Origin of the sequence: Staphylococcus equorum (assembly GCF_001747895.1) — a bacterium.
GTDB lineage: Bacteria > Bacillota > Bacilli > Staphylococcales > Staphylococcaceae > Staphylococcus > Staphylococcus equorum_A.
In genome coordinates this window covers 16,638-35,563 of sequence record NZ_LNNB01000030.1, presented here as the reverse complement: position 1 = coordinate 35,563, position 18,926 = coordinate 16,638, and the positions used below count along the sequence as shown (strand labels likewise).

17 protein-coding genes and 5 tRNA genes are annotated in these 18,926 nt (G+C 31.5%); 5 read left to right on the top strand and 17 right to left on the bottom strand.

Annotated features, from left to right (window positions below):
• Nucleotides 1-51: 51 nt before the first annotated feature.
• The 9 genes from AST02_RS12660 to hemE all read right to left on the bottom strand — a co-directional run bounded on the left by AST02_RS12660 (nucleotide 52) and on the right by hemE (nucleotide 5,058).
• Nucleotides 52-125 (bottom strand) — tRNA-Gly (locus AST02_RS12660).
• Between the two features lie 14 nt (nucleotides 126-139).
• Nucleotides 140-215, bottom strand: a tRNA-His gene (locus tag AST02_RS12655).
• A 20-nt stretch (nucleotides 216-235) separates the two neighbouring features.
• Nucleotides 236-308, bottom strand: a tRNA-Phe gene (locus tag AST02_RS12650).
• Nucleotides 309-318: 10 nt separating this feature from the next.
• Nucleotides 319-394, bottom strand: a tRNA-Asp gene (locus tag AST02_RS12645).
• Between the two features lie 12 nt (nucleotides 395-406).
• Nucleotides 407-478 (bottom strand) — tRNA-Met (locus tag AST02_RS12640).
• A gap of 375 nt (nucleotides 479-853) precedes the next feature.
• Complete coding sequence (locus AST02_RS12635; RefSeq protein WP_046466345.1) at nucleotides 854-1,411, bottom strand: RBBP9/YdeN family alpha/beta hydrolase; 558 nt, start codon at nucleotides 1,409-1,411, stop codon at nucleotides 854-856.
• Between the two features lie 192 nt (nucleotides 1,412-1,603).
• Nucleotides 1,604-2,998 carry a protoporphyrinogen oxidase gene (gene hemY, locus AST02_RS12630; RefSeq protein ID WP_069818068.1) on the bottom strand — a complete coding sequence of 465 codons (1,395 nt, stop codon included), beginning with the start codon at nucleotides 2,996-2,998 and terminating at the stop codon, nucleotides 1,604-1,606.
• A 17-nt stretch (nucleotides 2,999-3,015) separates the two neighbouring features.
• A complete protein-coding gene (gene hemH, locus AST02_RS12625) occupies nucleotides 3,016-3,939 on the bottom strand; it encodes a ferrochelatase (protein WP_069818067.1) in 924 nt (307 codons plus the stop codon).
• 84 nt (nucleotides 3,940-4,023) lie between these two features.
• Nucleotides 4,024-5,058 (bottom strand): uroporphyrinogen decarboxylase, encoded by a 1,035-nt coding sequence (gene hemE, locus AST02_RS12620; protein ID WP_069818066.1) that lies wholly within the window; start codon nucleotides 5,056-5,058, stop codon nucleotides 4,024-4,026.
• Nucleotides 5,059-5,318: 260 nt separating this feature from the next.
• On the opposite strand from hemE, the gene AST02_RS12615 reads away from it, so the two are divergent.
• A complete protein-coding gene (locus tag AST02_RS12615; protein WP_046466341.1) occupies nucleotides 5,319-5,822 on the top strand; it encodes a signal transduction protein TRAP in 504 nt (167 codons plus the stop codon).
• Nucleotides 5,823-5,905: 83 nt separating this feature from the next.
• On the opposite strand, the gene ecsB is transcribed toward AST02_RS12615, so the two are convergent.
• On the bottom strand, nucleotides 5,906-7,129 hold the full coding sequence (ecsB, locus tag AST02_RS12610) for an ABC transporter permease EcsB (RefSeq protein WP_069818065.1): 1,224 nt from the start codon (nucleotides 7,127-7,129) through the stop codon (nucleotides 5,906-5,908).
• Nucleotides 7,126-7,863, bottom strand: a complete 738-nt coding sequence (gene ecsA / locus AST02_RS12605; RefSeq protein ID WP_069818064.1) for an ABC transporter ATP-binding protein EcsA — start codon at nucleotides 7,861-7,863, stop codon at nucleotides 7,126-7,128. The genes ecsB and ecsA overlap by 4 nt, the downstream gene beginning before the upstream one ends.
• Before the next feature lie 127 nt (nucleotides 7,864-7,990).
• Between ecsA and AST02_RS12600 the strand changes: the two genes are divergently transcribed.
• From AST02_RS12600 to prsA, 4 genes are all read left to right on the top strand, one after another.
• A complete protein-coding gene (locus AST02_RS12600) occupies nucleotides 7,991-8,416 on the top strand; it encodes an HIT family protein (RefSeq protein WP_046466338.1) in 426 nt (141 codons plus the stop codon).
• A 79-nt stretch (nucleotides 8,417-8,495) separates the two neighbouring features.
• Nucleotides 8,496-8,867: a YtxH domain-containing protein gene (locus AST02_RS12595; RefSeq protein WP_046466337.1), complete on the top strand. Its 372-nt coding sequence runs from the start codon at nucleotides 8,496-8,498 to the stop codon at nucleotides 8,865-8,867.
• Nucleotides 8,868-9,135: 268 nt separating this feature from the next.
• Complete coding sequence (locus AST02_RS12590) at nucleotides 9,136-9,693, top strand: DUF3267 domain-containing protein (RefSeq protein WP_069818063.1); 558 nt, start codon at nucleotides 9,136-9,138, stop codon at nucleotides 9,691-9,693.
• A 253-nt stretch (nucleotides 9,694-9,946) separates the two neighbouring features.
• A complete protein-coding gene (gene prsA / locus AST02_RS12585; protein ID WP_069818062.1) occupies nucleotides 9,947-10,939 on the top strand; it encodes a peptidylprolyl isomerase PrsA in 993 nt (330 codons plus the stop codon).
• A 199-nt stretch (nucleotides 10,940-11,138) separates the two neighbouring features.
• Here the strand turns inward: prsA and yhaM are convergent, their stop codons facing one another.
• The 6 genes from yhaM to xdrA form a co-directional block, all read right to left on the bottom strand.
• On the bottom strand, nucleotides 11,139-12,080 hold the full coding sequence (yhaM, locus tag AST02_RS12580; RefSeq protein ID WP_046466335.1) for a 3'-5' exoribonuclease YhaM: 942 nt from the start codon (nucleotides 12,078-12,080) through the stop codon (nucleotides 11,139-11,141).
• A complete protein-coding gene (locus tag AST02_RS12575; protein WP_069818061.1) occupies nucleotides 12,080-15,013 on the bottom strand; it encodes an ATP-binding protein in 2,934 nt (977 codons plus the stop codon). The genes yhaM and AST02_RS12575 overlap by 1 nt, the downstream gene beginning before the upstream one ends.
• Before the next feature lies 1 nt (nucleotide 15,014).
• Complete coding sequence (locus AST02_RS12570) at nucleotides 15,015-16,199, bottom strand: metallophosphoesterase family protein (protein ID WP_046466333.1); 1,185 nt, start codon at nucleotides 16,197-16,199, stop codon at nucleotides 15,015-15,017.
• A gap of 220 nt (nucleotides 16,200-16,419) precedes the next feature.
• Entirely contained in the window at nucleotides 16,420-16,764 is a 345-nt protein-coding gene (locus AST02_RS12565; protein WP_046466332.1) for a YlbF/YmcA family competence regulator, read from the bottom strand.
• Between the two features lie 68 nt (nucleotides 16,765-16,832).
• Nucleotides 16,833-17,963: a DUF445 domain-containing protein gene (locus tag AST02_RS12560; protein WP_069818060.1), complete on the bottom strand. Its 1,131-nt coding sequence runs from the start codon at nucleotides 17,961-17,963 to the stop codon at nucleotides 16,833-16,835.
• A gap of 307 nt (nucleotides 17,964-18,270) precedes the next feature.
• Nucleotides 18,271-18,735, bottom strand: a complete 465-nt coding sequence (gene xdrA, locus AST02_RS12555; protein WP_046466330.1) for an XRE family transcriptional regulator XdrA — start codon at nucleotides 18,733-18,735, stop codon at nucleotides 18,271-18,273.
• Between the last annotated feature and the right edge of the window lie 191 nt (nucleotides 18,736-18,926).

The window sequence follows — 18,926 nt, the reverse complement described above, 5'->3', positions numbered from 1 at the left end:
TCGGTTAACAGCCGATAGCTCTACCACTGAGCTACTGTGGAATAATTAAAATGGAGCGGGTGATGGGAATCGAACCCACAACATCAGCTTGGAAGGCTGAGGTTTTCCCATTAAACTACACCCGCTTAATTAATCATTATGGGGCGGATGATGGGGATCGAACCCACGCGTGTCGGAACCACAATCCGATGTGTTAACCACTTCACCACAACCGCCAAAGCTAATATTAAAAAAATGGTTCAGGACAGAGTCGAACTGCCGACACATGGAGCTTCAATCCATTGCTCTACCAACTGAGCTACTGAACCATAATGATAATGGCGGTCTCGACGGGAATCGAACCCGCGATCTCCTGCGTGACAGGCAGGCGTGTTAACCGCTACACTACGAGACCTAAAATAAAAAATTGCGGGAGGCGGATTTGAACCACCGACCTTCGGGTTATGAGCCCGACGAGCTACCGCTGCTCCATCCCGCGGTAATATTATTAATGACGCCTACCCAATTAATATACCATGAATCTTTACTTAATGTCAACAACTTTTTAAAAGTAATTTACATTGGCTTAATCAGGAGTTAAAACTTTAATGCGATAATTGATGTTTGCACATCCCCTATCAATCAATACTAACTTAGTATATAAATTTCCAACACTTTAGTCAATAACTTTTATAAACTATTTTGTGTAAAAAAGGAATATAATAATAATATTTTATCTTTAGTTCCTTATTTATACAAAATTCTATTGTTTTCATACTTAAATACTACATTTATAGTGATGGCATTACATTCAATATTGTACATTAAAGAACAATAACTAACTAAATAATGTTCTTTAATGTACAATAGTAAATTACTTACTCATAATGCCTTGCATTTTTCCATGTAAAATTGTGAATGTAGTGAAACCATCATCTTCTATAAAGTGGCCACCGTTCTCTGTAACTTTACATACACCATTTAATGTATCCATTAATCTTTTAGTTTCTAAATACGATACATATTCATCATTTTTAGAACATAAACCATAAAATTGATCTACTTTATTTTTAACAATCTCATAATCGATTGCTTTTGTTTCAGGATCGATGTAAGCATCTATTTCTTCCGCGTCATCCATAAAGCCTGCAACACTAAACAATCCTTCGATGTGGTTTATATTCATTTCTTCTATATACTTTAGTGATGCTAAAGTACCAAAACCATGTGTTATAAAATACGTTTCATATTTTTTTACAGTGATCTGGTCTTTCATTCTTTCCACCCACTGCTCAAGATTATCATTTTCTTCTACTGGTAAATCAAATAATGTTACATTGTAACCTTCTAAAATAAGATTATTAGCTAACCATTTATACCAATGATTTGTGGCATCTCCAATTTTTGAATGTACAATTATAATATCTGTCATAACTACTCCCCCTGTACAATAGCTCATAAACCATTGTTATATTGCTACTGCATACGTTTCTACTACACTATATATTAAGTATCTCACAATTATTATAAATATTAAATTATCCAACAATTAAAAATATAAAAATAAGCCGCTACTTCGATATAATAACTTATTATATCGAAAAACGGCTCTTTAAACTTTCTATTATAGTTCAGCTATTAATTCTTCGACAGCATTTTTGCCTTGTTGAATACAATCAGGTAACCCTACTGCTTCAAATGAGGCACCAGTAATACGTAGTCTTGGATAGCTTGTTTTAATATGTGTTTGTACTTCTTTAATACGATCTATATGGCCTACATGGTATTGCGGCATGCTTTTAGGTAATCTATTCACGATGCTGAAATCTGGTGCACCTTTAAATGTCATCATTTGACTCAAATCTTTTTTAACAATGTTTACAATTTCCTCATCTGTGTGATCGTCCACGACCGTGTCATCAGGTTTACCTACGTATGCACGAATAAGTACTTTACCTTCTGGTGTTGTAAATGGCCATTTTTTACTTGTCCATGTACATGCAGTGATACTTGTCTTACTTGTACGCGCAATGACAAATCCGGTACCGTCATATGTGTTTTCAATATTTTCTTCATCAAAAGCTAATACGACTGTTGCCACAGTCGTAGAATTCATTGTATTGAAATAGTCAAAGGAAGGATCATTGCCAAACCATTGCATAAATGTTTGGTGTGGCGTAGTAACTAGGACACCATCATATTCAGTTTTCGTTTCTGATGTGACGATTTCATAAGATTTTTGAGCAACAATAATATCTTGAATAGGCGTATTAAACTCTATTTTGACACCTAGATTTAATACATATTTTGTTAAAGCTTCTATAAATGAACTCAGACCCTGTCTGAATTGCTTGAATTGCCCTTTTGGCGCACCTGGATATAGTTGACGTTGTTTTTGTCGCTGTTCTTTTTCATATCGCATACCTTTAATTAAACTGCCAAATTGTTCTTCTCTTTGTTTGAATTCTGGAAACGTACTCATCAAACTCAAGTCATCTATATTCGTACCGTAAATGCCACCCATTAGAGGTTCTATTAAGTTTTCTAACACTTCATCCCCTAGACGTTGGCGGAAAAATGATCCTACTGAAATATCATGGTTCATTTCTATCGATTTCTTAAATAAATCTAATCCAGCTGTTAATTTACCCGTAGGAGAAATTAATTTTGTCTTTAAAAATGGTTTAATGTCAGTTGGTACACCTAAAATTGATCCGCCCGGTATTGGAAATAATTTATTTTTAGCATATATAAAAGACTGTCCTGTTTGGTTTGTAATAAGGTCATTTTCTAAACCAATTTCTTTAGCAATATCTGTCATTATCTGTTTGCGTCCTAAATAGGATTCTGGCCCAAGTTCAATGGTGTAACCTTCAGTTCTATATGTTTGAATTTTACCACCAGCTCTATTAGATGCTTCATATATAGTGACATCAATATCAGGTCGTTGTTTTTTAATAAAATATGCACTTGATAAACCTGTAATACCAGCACCAATAATCGCAATACTTTTAGTCAAAACAGTTCACGCTTCCTTTAATAAACATTTTTGATTTCATCAACGATTGCCCCAATAAACAATGGGTCCGTATTAGGCATTGAGGGACGGAAATAGTTAACGCCTAATTCGTCGCAGACTACTTTACATTCATAATCATTATCGTATAACACTTCTAAATGTTCACATACAAAACCAACAGGAGTGTAAATGAAATTTTTATAGCCATATTCTTTATATAATGCCCTAGTTAAATCTTGAACATCAGGCCCTAACCACGGTGTGCCAGTATTACCTTCAGATTGCCATCCTTCAGCTACATGGAGAATATTAGAATGTTCTTCTAATAATTGTGCCGTATGGTGTAATTCATTTGGATATGGATCATTATTTTGCTCAATAAGTCCTTTTGGCAGGCTATGCGCTGATACAACTAACACTGTTTCATTATGTTCTTCTTCTGGAATTTCCGATAATGACTCATTCACTTTTTCTGTCCAATATTGAATGAATTTAGGTTGTTGATAATAGTGTTCTACATGTTTAAATGTAATACCATATTTATCCGCTTCTTTTTGCGCTCTCGTATTATACGAACCTACTGAGAAAGTAGAATAGTGTGGCGCCAATACTACTGTAACTGCTTCTTCTATACCTTCATCATGCATTGATTGAACCGCATCTTCTATAAAAGGATGTATGTGTTTCAAACCAATGTATAATTTAAATTCAACCTCACTGTAAGCTTCGTTTAGTGCATCACAAAGCGTTTCAGCTTGGCGATTGGTTGTATTAGCTAATGGTGATAGCCCACCGATATGTTTGTATCTGTCTTTTAAATCTTGTAATTCTGCTTCAGTAGGTTTTTTCCCATGTCTAATATCTGTGTAGTAAGCCTCAATATCACTTTCTTGATATGGTGTTCCATATGCCATAACTAATAAGCCTATTGTTTTTGTCATTTTTAAATCATCCTTTTGTATAATAAATTTTAGATGTATATGACATAATAAATTGTTACTCTTGATGACGTGTGTTTATGTCTACTATCTCTTAGTATAATCATGAACGAATGTTGTTATACGTTTAAGTGTTTCTGGTTTAACTTCTGGAAAAACGCCATGTCCAAGGTTGAAAATGTGCTGTCCATGTTCCATACCTTGATCTAATATTGGTTTTAATCTTTCTTCAATAACGTCCCATGGTGCTAATAACAATGATGGGTCTAAATTGCCTTGCAGTGTTTTAGTGATATTTAAATCTCCAGCTTCTTTGATAGAGAGTCTCCAATCTAGACCTAATACATCGATAGGTAATGAATTCCACTCCTGTGCTAAATGACTTGCACCTACACCAAATAATATTACAGGCACATCATGTTTCGCTTTTATACCCTTAATAAGTTTCTCCATCGCTGGCTTAATATAATAACGATAATCTTTTACATTTAACGCCCCAGCCCAAGAATCAAACACTTGTATTATCTCTGCGCCAGCCTCAACTTGAGCAGAGGTATATGTGATGGACATGTCTACTAAATGATCCATAAGTGCAAACCAAGTTGCTTCGTCACTATACATCATTGCTTTAGTAAAATTATAATTCTTTGAAGGTCCACCTTCAATCATATAACTTGCTAATGTAAATGGCGCTCCCGTAAAACCAATTAATGGCACATTTAATTTTTCTTCAGTCAATATTTTTATTGTATCTAAAACATATGGCACGTCACGCTTAGGATCAATCTTTCCTAACTTTTCAACGTCGTGTATATTTTTTATAGGGTTGTGAATTACTGGACCTATACCAGATTTAATCTCTACATCTACCCCTATCGGCTGAAGTGGTGTCATAATATCTTTATACAGCACCGCTGCATCTGTATTATAATTATCAACTGGTAAATGTGTAACATAAGCACATAACTCAGGTTGATGTGTAATTTCAAATAAAGAATACTTTTCTTTCAATTTTCTATATTCAGGCTGTGATCTACCAGCTTGACGCATAAACCATACTGGTGTGTGGTCTACCGCCTCACCATTTATCATATCTAGGATTGTATTATTTTTATTATGCACCTTGAATCCTCCTACATTATAATCATTCTTATTTATAATACCATACTGTTATATACCCCGTATTTCATTGTGTTAAAATGTCATAAAAAAGACAAACAGTCTACTTTTACCATCTTAATCATTTGACTATTGTTTTCTTTTAGAAATCTATTATAATGTTATCAAAGACTATTATTATATTTATTTGATAACATAGATATATCTATAGTACAGTATAATAGTTATATGCACTTTCTTAAACAAAGCAAGGGGGAAATCTTATGAAAATTTATGCATCTTATGGTACTTTTGGTTATTTGAATCAAATCAGACTTAATAACCCTGATCATAACTTATTACAATTTTCAGCTTCTGACTCTTCAGTAATCATTGAAGAAACAGATAATCAATCCGTTTTAAAACAACCTTTAGTTTATGAAGTTCTAAAGGCTGAAGGCGATTTAGATGAGAATAACTTTTATTCAGTAATATTTATTCCGACTTCAGAAGATCATGCTTATCAATTAGAGAAAAAATTGGAAGGCTTTTCTACTGATTTCAATCAATTTGCTGGTTATAGAAGTTATCGTTTCTTAAAACCGGAACAAGGTTTAACATATAAGATTTACTTTGGCTTCGAAAGTAGAAATGCTTATGAAGATTTTAGAGCTTCGTCTTTATTCAAAGACAACTTTGATAAGCTGGCACTAAGCCAGTTCTTCGGCTCAAGTCGTCAACATTCGAGTTATTTCGAAAGATATTTATTCCCGATTGATGATAATTAATATTGAAAATTACAATTTTTAAAATAAAAAGTCGTTTCTTATGCGCTAGATAAACTATCTAACACATCGAGAAACGACTTTTTTTAATCTCTTAACAATGTTTCTTGATATTTTAGTTTTTTAATGACATTTACAATTGTTAGCCAACCTACAAGGAAGTATAACAAACCAAAGTAACTATAGAGTGGAAATACTACAGCATAGATGATAATAAATAACGCTCCTACAATTAACATTAATCTATACAAGAATTGTTCATATCCTTTTATTACTTTCGATTCAGTAACGGGCCACACCTGGGGCCACAACCCATAGGCTTGTTGTGTATAAAATTGTGCCATTTGTAATAAGATAATGTACATAAACAAGCTACCAATAATTAACATGATAATAGGTTGTTCTAACCAAAACATTAAAACAAGTGCAAGCATTACTAACCTTAAAATAATATTAAAAGCATCTTTACCACGTACAAAACTTCTTATAAATAAATAAAGATACATATAATTTGAATTAAACTTTTTACGCTTAGGCGTAATCAACAATGGATCTAGATAACTTCTTCTTACTGCTGTTTCTTTAAGATGTTTTACATCTGTGAACATATTAACGAATTTATAATAATTCATATGATGTTGATGTTCTGATTTAATCATTTTTTCCCAAGGATATAAATGTGTCTTATTTTGATAATGGATTAACATTGTTATACCCACGAGGACGAAAACAGAAGTAATACTTGATAATTGTTTCGGGTCTAATGCTAAGTAATATCCCGAGGTGAAAATAATAAAGAGTAATACATACAGAGACCAACCTTCTAATCGGTATTTATACCATTGCCATTTTAATAATAAACCTAGTAATGGGAAAATGAGTGCTAATACAGCAAACAAAATATAAAAACCAAACGTTTGATTATTAATCACAAAAAACAATGGGAATAACACAATTAGTATTAATACTTGAAACCCTATTCGAGAAAAGTAACTATAAATCAAACTATGTTTCATATATTCTGACATATGTTTTTCAAATGGTAATAGAAAAAGTCTATCTGCATCTTTAAGCAACGTTCTAATTGGAAACATAGATGTTAATGCTACGACGATACTAGCAATCAAAGCGTAATTAAAATCATGTGGTATAGATTGTAGCCAATCACCATAGCCTACTAGAAAGGCACCAAACATAATTACAAGAAATACGGAGAAATGGCCATTAAAGATGAATTTATTATAGTATTGCTTTTCTTTGCTTATCTCTTGTTTTCTTGTATTAAATAATTGTTTCGCATTTTGATTCATGTTTGTTGGCCACCTTGTGTGACATGGATATATATTTCATCTAATGTTTTACCTTCTAAGCCTGTTTGTGCTCTTAGTTCATCTAAGTTTCCGAATGCTACAATTTGCCCTTCGTCCATAATTAAGAATCTATCGCAGTATCTTTCTGCAGTTGCTAAAATATGTGTACTCATTAATACAGTACGACCTTCGTCTTTTTTCTCAACCATTAAATCTAACATTGATTGAATGCCTAGAGGATCTAATCCAAGAAATGGTTCATCAATAATGTATAATTCTGGATCTACAATAAAGGCACAAATAATCATTACTTTTTGCTTCATACCTTTAGAAAAGTGGCTTGGAAATATATTTAATTTATCTTCTAAGCGAAATGTTTTTAATAAAGGTTGTGCCTTCTCCATTGCAGCTTCTTTGCTAATATTATAAGCCATGGCTGTCATGTAGATATGTTCTTGCAATGTTAATTCTTCATAAATAACTGGAGACTCTGGAATATAAGATAATTTTCTTCTATAAGTTTCAACATCTTGTTTTATATTTATATTAGAAATTGTCATCTCACCTTCCATAGGTGTCAGTAAACCAAGCATGTGCTTGATTGTCGTACTTTTACCTGCTCCATTTAATCCAATAAGCCCAACAATTTCACCTTGGGTTAATTCAAAATTTATATTTTTAATTACAGGTCGTTTACCATAACCGCCTGTTAAATGTTCTATTTTTACTGTCATATGGCACCTCCACAAATTATATTGTATCAAAAATCAGTCTATAGGCATAAATTTACTGCGAAAAATGACGGAAATAATATACTAATGCTATAATAGTCAGTAACAATCTTACAAGGAGTGAAGATTCATGTCAGAAACAGTCTTTAGTAAAATTATTGATGGTGACATACCTAGCCATAAAGTATATGAAGATGATTATGTTTACGCATTTTTAGACATTTCTCAAGTTACAAAAGGTCACACACTATTAGTTCCTAAAAAAGCATCAGCCAATATTTTCGAAACAGATACTGAGACGATGAAACATATTGGTGCAGCATTACCTAAAGTGGCAAATGCGATTAAAAAAGCATTTAACCCTGATGGATTAAATATTATACAGAATAATGGTGAATTTGCCGATCAATCTGTCTTCCATCTTCATTTCCACTTTTTACCAAGATATGAAAACGATGTGGATGGCTTTGGCTATAAATGGGAAACGCATGAAGATACAATTGATGATGACCAAAAAGCTAAACTCGCACAAGAAATAGCAGCTCAATTCGACTAAATATGCTTATCTTATCTCATACGGGGTATATAAAACATATTAAAGAATGCGATATTATTTAGAAATGAGGAGAATTTTTATGAAAACAGCTCAAATATTATTAGGTCTTGGTGCTGGCGTTGCAACTGGTCTTGGCTTTGCTTTAATGAATCGCGATAAAAGAGAGTCTAACCAATTTAATGCACAAACAAAAAGACCTGCCGGCGCTGAATCAGAAGTTGATAGAGAAATTAATACCATTAAGCAAAGTATAAATGATATTACGAATTATATCTCTCAAATTAAATCTGAAAGTACAGAATTTGGTAGTACAATTGGTGATGAAGTGAAAACAATGATTGGTGATTTCAAATCTGATATCAACCCTAACATTGAAAAATTACAGTCTCATATCGAGAATTTACAAAATCGTGGCGAAGAAATTAGCAAAACTTTTGAAAAAGATAAGTAACCTACAGTTATTCAATTGATTTTATGCTAAACATCTATCAAACCTAAACATAGAGCTGTAACCTTTAGCATTGTCCATAATGAGGTTTACAGCTCTTTTTATATACTGATATAAACTCCTATAAAAGTATTCAATTAATCGCTTATTTCTTCTTTTATATGCGCCCTATTACATATTCAAAATTATCTTGACCTTTTTACTGTTAGGATAGATAATACGAAAGTATATAAGTGCTGATATTTATTAAGTAGAGGAGCATGATTTAGTTATGTATCTATGTACACGCCAAATTGATATAAATGCACGTTTCGGCTTACCTAGAATCGCATTTCTAAGTTTAGTCACAACGATCATTACATTCTTAGTTGCCTATGAAATTTTGTATTTCTTTTCCAATACGAAATTGACAGATCAATATTTTTTAGTATTTTTAGTATTAGTGTTGATCTTATACCCCATTCATAAAGCAATTCATTTAGTATTTCTGTTTCCTTATTATAAATCTTTCAAAAAATATAAATTAGTGCGGCATAAATCCGTGCCTTTTTATAATACGTATGTGAACACACCTGTAAATAAATATTACTTTTGCTTTGATTTAATTACGCCTGTAATCATTATTACGAGCATCTGTGCATATGCCAGCATACAGTTCCCACAATTTGGTCACTACTTTATGTTTATTCTTGCATTAAATATGGGTTATTCAGTAATGGATTTTCTTTATTTAAAAATAATACTATTTTCCAATGAAGGTTCATATATAGAAGAACATCAAACTGGTATTAATATTCTAAATAAAGTTGACACTAAATATGAACAATAATGCATAGTGTCTTTGACATACAAGCAGCATGCTATCTATCAGATACCTAATACGTCTTGTGGGTGGGATAGAAATCAAATTTTAAATTTTGATTTCTATCCCACTTTTTTGTTTTTTATTCAAATTAATTTTAATAATCTATTTTTTTATATATTTACTAATACTATAGTCTTAGAAATAGGGTTTCTTATTGGTGAACACAGCATAATATGTTATATTTACGTTGTTATTATTACAAAAGGAGTTTCCAACCATGAAAACATTTAAAAAAGTTATACTTCCGGTTACGGCAAGCGCGCTGCTATTAAGTGCTTGTGGTAGTAGTGCAACAGATTCAAAAGATGATACGATTATTTCATCAAAAGCTGGAGACGTTAAAGTAGAAGATGTCATGAGCAAAATGGGCGATGAACAAATTGCCAACAGTTCATTCTCAATCTTATTAAACAAATTACTAGCAGATAAATATAAAGACGAAGTTAATACGAAAGACATCGACAAAGAAGTTGAAAAAGAACAAAAACAATATGGCGGTAAAGAACAATTTGAAAGTATGTTAAAACAGCAAAAAATGTCTATAAGTGATTATAAAGAACAGAAGAAAACGCAAGCTTATCAAAAAGAATTACTTAATGACAAAGTCGATGTTTCAGATAAAGAAATCAAAGAAAACACTAAAAAAGGTTCTCATATCTTAATTAAAGTAAAAGAAAATGAAGATGATAAAGAAGGTTTATCTGATAAAGATGCAAAAGCAAAAGCAGAAAAAATCAAAAAACAAGTCGATAAAGATCCAGACAAATTCGGTGAAATCGCAAAAGAAGAATCAGCAGATAAATCATCAGCTAAAAAAGACGGTAGCTTAGGTTATGTTATGAAAGGCCAAATGGAAGATAAATTTGAAAAAGCTCTCTTTAAACTTAAAGAAGGCGAAATTTCTAAAGTAGTGAAAACAGATTATGGTTATCATATTATTAAAGCAGACAAAGAAGACGACTTTGATAAACAAAAAGATAAACTTAAATCTCAATTATTACAATCTAAAGTACAAAAAGAGCCTAAACTATTAACAGATGCATACAAAGAATTATTAGATGAATATAATGTAGACTATAAGGATAGAGATATCAAAAAAGCTATTGAAGATTCAATCTTAAACCCAGAAAAAATAAAACAACAGCAGCAACAACAGCAACAGCAACAAGCTATGCAACAAGGTGGCGCTGGAATGTCTACAGGACAATAAAAAGCCATCACAGTGTCTCTGAAATAGCTCACACAAATTCAAAAAGGCTGATAGATTCTAAAAGAGATTCTATCAGCCTTTTTATATTTTTTATAATAGAAAACACCAAGCCAACAGAAAAATAAATGGCTTGGTGTATTTAATTTGAGGATGTGTTCTTGATGTTCCAAACTATCCTCTTATATAAACAATGACGTGATTAGTCTAGTGACGTTGGATTATAAAACTGTCTGCCATCTAGTCCAAAAATACGCTCAGTAAATTGACCTTTATCCGTTTTCTTATATGCTTTTTCAAACATATTCATTTTAGCATCGATATTATCAATAAAGAATAATATTTCTGCTTCTTTCATGTGCGGTAACTTAGGAGAACCATATTCCATCTTACCATGATGTGCTAAAATCATATGGCGCAATAAAAGTACTTCTTCTCCGTCAAGATTCAACTCTCTTGCCGCTTCTGCAACTTCATCACTCGCTATGGAGATGTGACCAAGTAAATTACCTTCTACTGTGTACGATGTAGCAACTGGTCCGCTTAATTCTCTTACTTTACCTAAATCATGTAAAATAATTGAGCTATATAATAAACTACGGTTAAGTAAAGGATAAATATCACATATAGATTTAGCAACACGCAACATCGTTAATACATGATAACTTAAACCACTAGAAAAGTTATGGTGATGTGTACTTGCCGCTGGGAATGTGAAAAATGCTTCTTGATGCTTACGTATCAAATGACGTGTAATACGTTGTAGCGTAGCATTTTCAATATCTAGCATATAATGTGAAACTTCTTCTTGAATTTCATCTGGTGTTAATGGCGCACCATCAACAAAATCTTGTGTTTTCATATTATCTTCTGGTTTAGCTAACTGTATTTTATTGATTTTCATCTGTTTTCTACCACGATAATTGATAACATCACCAGTAACATGGACAATTTGTTCAGGCTCTAATATTTTCATATCTTCTTTTGAAACCGTCCATAATTTAGATTCTATATCCCCACTTTTATCTTGTAAATGTAGTGTCATATAATCTTTGCCTTGAGCTGTCACACCTTGTATTGCTTTATGAATTAGAAAAAAGTGATCTACAGAATCTCCAGGCTTTAAATTTTCTACGTTTCTCATTATTTACCGCCTTCCTCGAATTTATTCAACGTAATGATTTGTTTTGAAGGCACACTTGTATCTTTCACACATGTAAAGAATAAAATTTGATAATCTTTCGGCATTTGTCTTAAATAATTCATCATAATTTCTTTGCGTTGCTTATCAAAATGTACAAATGCATCATCAATGATAATTGGAAATGGATAGTATGGTTTTAACGTTTTGATTAAACTCAATCGTAATGAAATATAAAGTATTTCTTTAGTAGACTGACTGAGTTCTACTGGTTCATACATTTGACCATTTTGTTGTTTCACCATTAATTCATCGTTAGCATAAGTCACTTGTACGTAATGACCATTTGTTAAATGCGTAAATATATCAGTTGCTTCGCTTATCACTTCTGGTAAACGTTTATCTTTAATTTGTGCAATGTGACCTTCTACTAAAGATTGTAAGTAACTCAGACTTGCCCAATCTTTTGCTTCATCATTTACTTTATTTTTAAGTATATGGAATCTATGTCTTAAATCAGCTAATGTCTTGTCTGTTTCCATATCAGTTATTTTTGCGTTTAAGTCACTAACTTCTGACTGCATTTCTAAATATTGATCATTATATTCGTCTACTTGTCGTGCTAAGACTTCATCTTCATGCGTTAATTGCGCATAAGTCTTTTCACTTAACCTTGAGCTTAAATCATAATTATAATTTTGATTCTCTAAGTATTTCGATAAATCATTAAACCTTGTCATTTGTTGTTGATAATTTTGGTATTGTACATGCTGTTGATAATAACTCTCTTCATCAGAAGCATTAACATAGCCAAATAACTGTGTAATCACATTATTATTTTCGTTTAATCGATTGTGTAGTTGCGATACTTCACTCTCAATTAATTTGATTTGCTCATCGTTTCTATTCCATTTTTCAAGATTATTTGTTTCTTCTTTGAGCCACTGTCTAATGTCATGGAATAGTGATAAATCATTAAAATACGTAAATTGATTATTAGTTATTTCTTTAGCATGTGCATAAAATGCTTCTAATGCCTCACGTAATTGACGAGCTTGCTCTTTAAGTTCATCGATATGCTTATCGTAGTCTTTAATCTTATTCATTGTGCCAATACTATCAATGATTAGTTCATCTGACATTTTATCAGATAAATGCAAATCTGTTTTAACTTTATGAATACTGTCTTGTGCTTCTTGATATTGTTTTTGAGCTTGCTCTAAATTCGTTGCTAAATAGTCGGCCTTTTTATCAAGTGCTTCTTTTGTCTTAACTGTACTATGCAACTGTTCCCGCACTCGGTACTGATCATCCAAGTCAAAGTCAAGATCATAATTATCTTCTAAATGCGTAATTTGTCGTTGCAAATCATCTATTTCTTTTGAGAAAGTTTCACTATGACCTATTTCCTTAGATTTTACAAAGAAAACGCCTATGATAAATATGACTGACAATATCGTAAATACAACGCCAAAGAGTATATTGGCAGATACGAATGAGAAAATCGTTAGTCCTATACTTATTACTGCTAATATAATTAAGCTTATGCGTAATAAATTCTGTTTTTTCTCATTTTCTCGTTGATCTTTATCAAAAGCCTCTTTCATTTTTTGGTAAAGGTTATTCTTTTCTTGAAGCTCAAATACTTGTTTATTATATTGTTTTTTCTTTTCAAAATTTTCTTCAGGTACAATATCTGCTTCTAAAGTATCTATTTCAGTAGCATTGGTCTCTTGATCAATTTTATTTTCTTCGATATTACGTTCGAGTTGTTGTACAAATGCAGTTTGTTCTTGTTTGTTTTTAATTTGATTACTTACAAAGCTTTTCATTGCTTCTGAACTGTCAACTTGATGATGCACATCATGCCAGCCAATATTAGACTTCAGACCAGTCTTTTCGCGTTCTTTATCTTGGATGTCTTTTTCAATAGCTTTAAGTTCATATTCTTTTTGTTTAATTTCATTCTCTTGTTGGTGTAAATGATTGAAAGCATCTATATCACTTTGTTTCGGAACATTGATTTTTTCGTTTTCTGATTTAAGATGCGCTAACTTTTCTTCTCTTAAACCCAAATCTCTTTTAAGGTTTTGGGTTTGAATTTTTGCCGATTCGTAGCGATCAATACCTTGTTCTGGGAAAAGTACTGGTTCAATATTTAGTTGAGATTCTAATGTTTTCCATTCTTGTGTTTGTTCATGCAAAGTGAGTTCTTTTTGTTTTTCGTTATGCATTTTAGATAACTGTGCTAGATTTTGCTTTATATTATCTAACCTGCGTTCTGATTTATCTTTATCATCCACAAGTCTTTTATAAGTAGTTAACTTCGACTCTTCTGCTCTAATTTGACTCTCTAAGTCTTTCAACTGATCTAATTGTTGATTAATAATTGGATTACGTCCATTTTTCTTATATAACATTTCTTTTTTCTCATTTAAAATGCCACGCATGCTAGTAAATTCTGTAGAACCTAATGCACCCGCTTGTAATAAATAATTTTGTAATTGTGTCTCATCCATATTTTTATGAATATCTTGTAACCCAAGTACATCAAAAGAAAAAATACCTTGGTATGTACGTTTAGAAATAAAATTCAATTCTTTTTTCAACCAATTTTCATCTTTAATCGTGCCATTAGGTAAATAAACTTTCACATCGCCTACTGCACTACCCTTTATACGCTCTATATCAACTAATGTACCATCATCTTGAATTAAAGTTAATTTACCGCCATATTGGTTACCTAATCGTGGTTCTAAGCGCGGCTCATTTTCTTTTTTTGTTGGAAAACCAAATAAGATGGAGTGAATAAAAGCTTGTATCGTAGACTTTCCAGTTTCGTTTTCACCATATATTTCAGTGAAAGTCTCATCAAATTCGATTGTTCTTTGTATAAATCTACCATAACCATATATCTCTAACGATTTAATTTTCATATTATTCCTCCCTCATATCTGACTTTAATAATTCTTCGGCATGTTCTATCAAACCACGTCGATCAAAATCACTATAATTCTCTAGATATTTAGAAGCTTTAGGGTTTAAATATAAATCGTTCATAGCTTTATCATAAACAGTGTTGTCATCGATTAACTCTGGTGAGAACTCTTTTACTAATGTATTTTGATCTTCATATTTATTGTTGATTGTTAAATTTTCAATAAATACAAAGTTATGTTCATTTTCTTCATAATCACTAATCATTTCATGAACTTGTATGACGTCTTGTTCAGGTATCAATTGATCGGAATTAACAATAACCTTCAATTGATAAATCGATTTACCATTTTTTCTCACTTGTGTTTTAAAAGTTTGAATTGCTTCAAAAAGACCTTGCTTAGAAGTTTTATCTGTTTCAAGCGTTGCTTTTTCAAAGCGAATAAATTGTGTAGGTACGAATTTAGCCTCGAGATTTAAATCGTCGCCTTCTACGAGTAAACAACCTTTTTCACCTAATTCTTTAAAGTGTCGGCCTTGTATATTACCTGGATAGTGAATTTGAGGCATATCGCTTAATTGTTGACGTTCATGAATATGACCTAGTGCCCAATAATGATACAGCTTATTGTTTAAATCTTCTAATCTAAATTCTGTATAGCGGTCTTTCGCACTAGATTTACTATATGTACCATGAAGTATGCCAATATGGATTCCCTTTTGGCCTTGACTTGATGGATAAGCATCTAATTTATTTTCGTAACTCGCATCATTTTGATAACTAAAGCCGTGAAGATAGATTTCTTCTCCATTTTTAGTGATCGTTTGATAAGTTTCAACATTTTCTGAGAACACTGAAACATTATCTGGCCATTCTGTTCCAATATTCGATGATAAAGGATCATGATTGCCATGACAAATATATACGAATATTTGTTCTTTAGATAAGCGCTCAAATTGCTCTTTCAAAAACACTTCTGCACGTAATGTCCGATTCTGTTGGTCAAATAAATCACCAGAAACAATCATAAAATCTATTTCTTCATTCAATGCTAAATCTACTATTTTTTTAAAGCTTTCGTACGCACTTTTTTGCATATCTTCAAAAATCGACTGACTTAAATAGCTTCTTGACTTAAACGGGCTATCTAAATGTAAGTCAGCACAATGAATAAATTTCACCATACAGTACAGTTCTCCTTTATCTAAAGGTTTATTTAAGATGATACATGCAAGACAATCTATAAATGAATTAGTTGCTCATTCAACTTTTAAGATGTGTGCATGCGAATACCTTGTATCTCTATATTTTACCACATTGTCTAAGATTCAGTCGATAAAACAAAAAAAGCTACAATACATAAAATGTATTGTAGCTGGAGATCAAAAATCTGATTAATTGATATTAGTCAGCGTAGATTTCGTCTAAAGGTTTAACAATGATTTGGTTGATTTCTTGGAATACTTGGCTCATGTTTTGTTCAGCAGCCATTAATTCTGAAATGTTTGAATCATTTTCGATTTTTTGAGCTTGTTCTTGTGCTTTTTGTAGCTCTTCTTCACCGATTTCTTCACCTTGCATTTGTTTTTGTTGGAATTCTAATTGAGTTTCACGGAATTCGTCAAATAATTCTTTTGACTCTTTATTTTCTTTAACATTTGCATAAGCTTTTTGAATAGCTTGGTATTCATCACTTTCTCTTAAAGCTTGTTCTAATTGATTTGCATGATCGTGTAAATTTACTGCCACTATGCTTCACTCCTTTTTTGTATATGTGTGAAAACCACATCGGTATTACAATAACATAATTTAATATGTTATACAAAAATTGCAATTACGCCCTGTAATAGCCCTATTATGCCCCCTAATAAAAAACCTAAAAGCATAATTAATTTCAGTTCTTTATTTGCGACATCAATGATTAATCTTTCTATATAAGCTAAATCAAATGTATTAATTTGTTCTTCAACCATTTGTCTTAAATTAATCTTTTTCATTATTGGAGATATATGTTTAGATATATTCTCTATAATAACATCTGTTAGTTTTTGAGAAACTTTACTTTCTAAGAAATGAATAAAGCTTGGCATTAAAGTATTAAACGATTGTTTTGATACTTTATCTACATCTAAATAACCAACGGCTAATTCAGTTATAGAAGTTTTAAATGAATTGTACTGACTTTCGCTAACAAGTTCATTTAAATTTTTAGCTTTCATAGTCTCATATTCATTATCAATGACCTGTTTTGCAATTGCCTTAGCTTTAGGATGTTTAGTTAAACGAATAAGTTCATGTTGAATACGATCAGCAATACTCTCTTTAGTCATAAACATTTGTAATAAGCCAACTATTTTACCTTTTTCGTTGAAGAAAGTCTCCAACATAGATTCAATATCAGCTGCACCTTTTTCTGAACTGAGATACACGCTTGCTCTTTCAAACAATAAATCAGGAACTAAATCTATTTTACTATCAATACTAGCTTCTATTTCTTCAGGAATAATCTGTTTGATAGGTGTAGTTTGATTATCTTGGTAAAATGCATCTAATTTATTTGAAATCACTAAGTCTAATTTTTCATTTGCTAACTGCGCAACATCTAAATCTAACTTATCAGCGAAATATTGCAATGTCATATGTTCTTGTTTTAATTTTTGAATTTGTTTAAGTAATACTTCTTCAATTGCTTGTCTTGAAGATGGTGCATTTAATTTTGATTGGATTAAACTTTCTGTTAATAAGTGTTCTTCAACTACTTGACCAATCTTATCAGCGACTTCTTTTCTACGTTTTGGTATTAATCCTGGTGTAAAGGGCACACGTTTATTAAAAATATAATAGGTTTTAAATGGATGAAATAGCATTCTAACTGCTAAAATATTTGTTACCCCACCTATCAATGCTCCAATCACCATCATAAATACAATTATTAAAAAAGTATGCATAGATGATTTCTCCTTTGAATTCTATATTTTATTTCTGTTTTATTGAAAGACAATTTTAAATTACAATCATTTTTACATTGTATAATACTTACTATAAAAATGTGTAGTAAAAATACCTTGTTTTCTATATTTAGTTACTTAATTCCTCTTAAATATCACAAGTAACTAAAACAACCAAATAAAAAAAGACCTAAATCTTTGTTTAGGTCAAGTAGAGTAAAGTGACTAAATCATTCATATACAATTTAAAGTCCCATGTCACCCAATTATATAAATAATGATTCTCCTATCACAAAATGAATTAATATTATACGTGCATTAATTCTTCTTTTGATATTCTGCCGAAGTATGTTTCAGCTTCTCTTAATTTAGACGTTCCAAATATTGGTTGCGTTTCGTTATTAAGCACACGATAGATATCACTTACTTTATTACCTTGTAAGATGAAACCGTTGCGGCTATCAATCGTATTCCAGTATATGTCACTTGTTGTAGAATGGTTAGGGTATGCACAATGATTACGAGAAATCGTTTGTACCATTTCTAAAGGATCACAACCGAAAGTACTATTTAAAACATCTGAATCTCTGAATAATGCACAAATTGATACACACGTAGTCCAGTTAGGTAATACTCTCTCTTTTTCTATTTGAACTAATGTCTTTTTTGAAAGACCAATAGTTTGGGCCATCGTATCTTGCGTATAACCTGCTTCAATACGTACCATTTTAAATTTTGTTTGAATTAAATCTGTGAAATGCTGTCTATCCATTACTTTAATCTACCTTTCATAAAAGAATATTTTATCCGGACACAAGAAATTGCAATAATACACGCTTCTTGAAACACAAATTACATCTTAATACAATTTTCAAGAAAATAAAAGAGTGAAATGAAATTTTCATTGTTTTTTATCATTGGCGCAATTATCAAAATAATCAATCTTATATCTTATAAATAAGT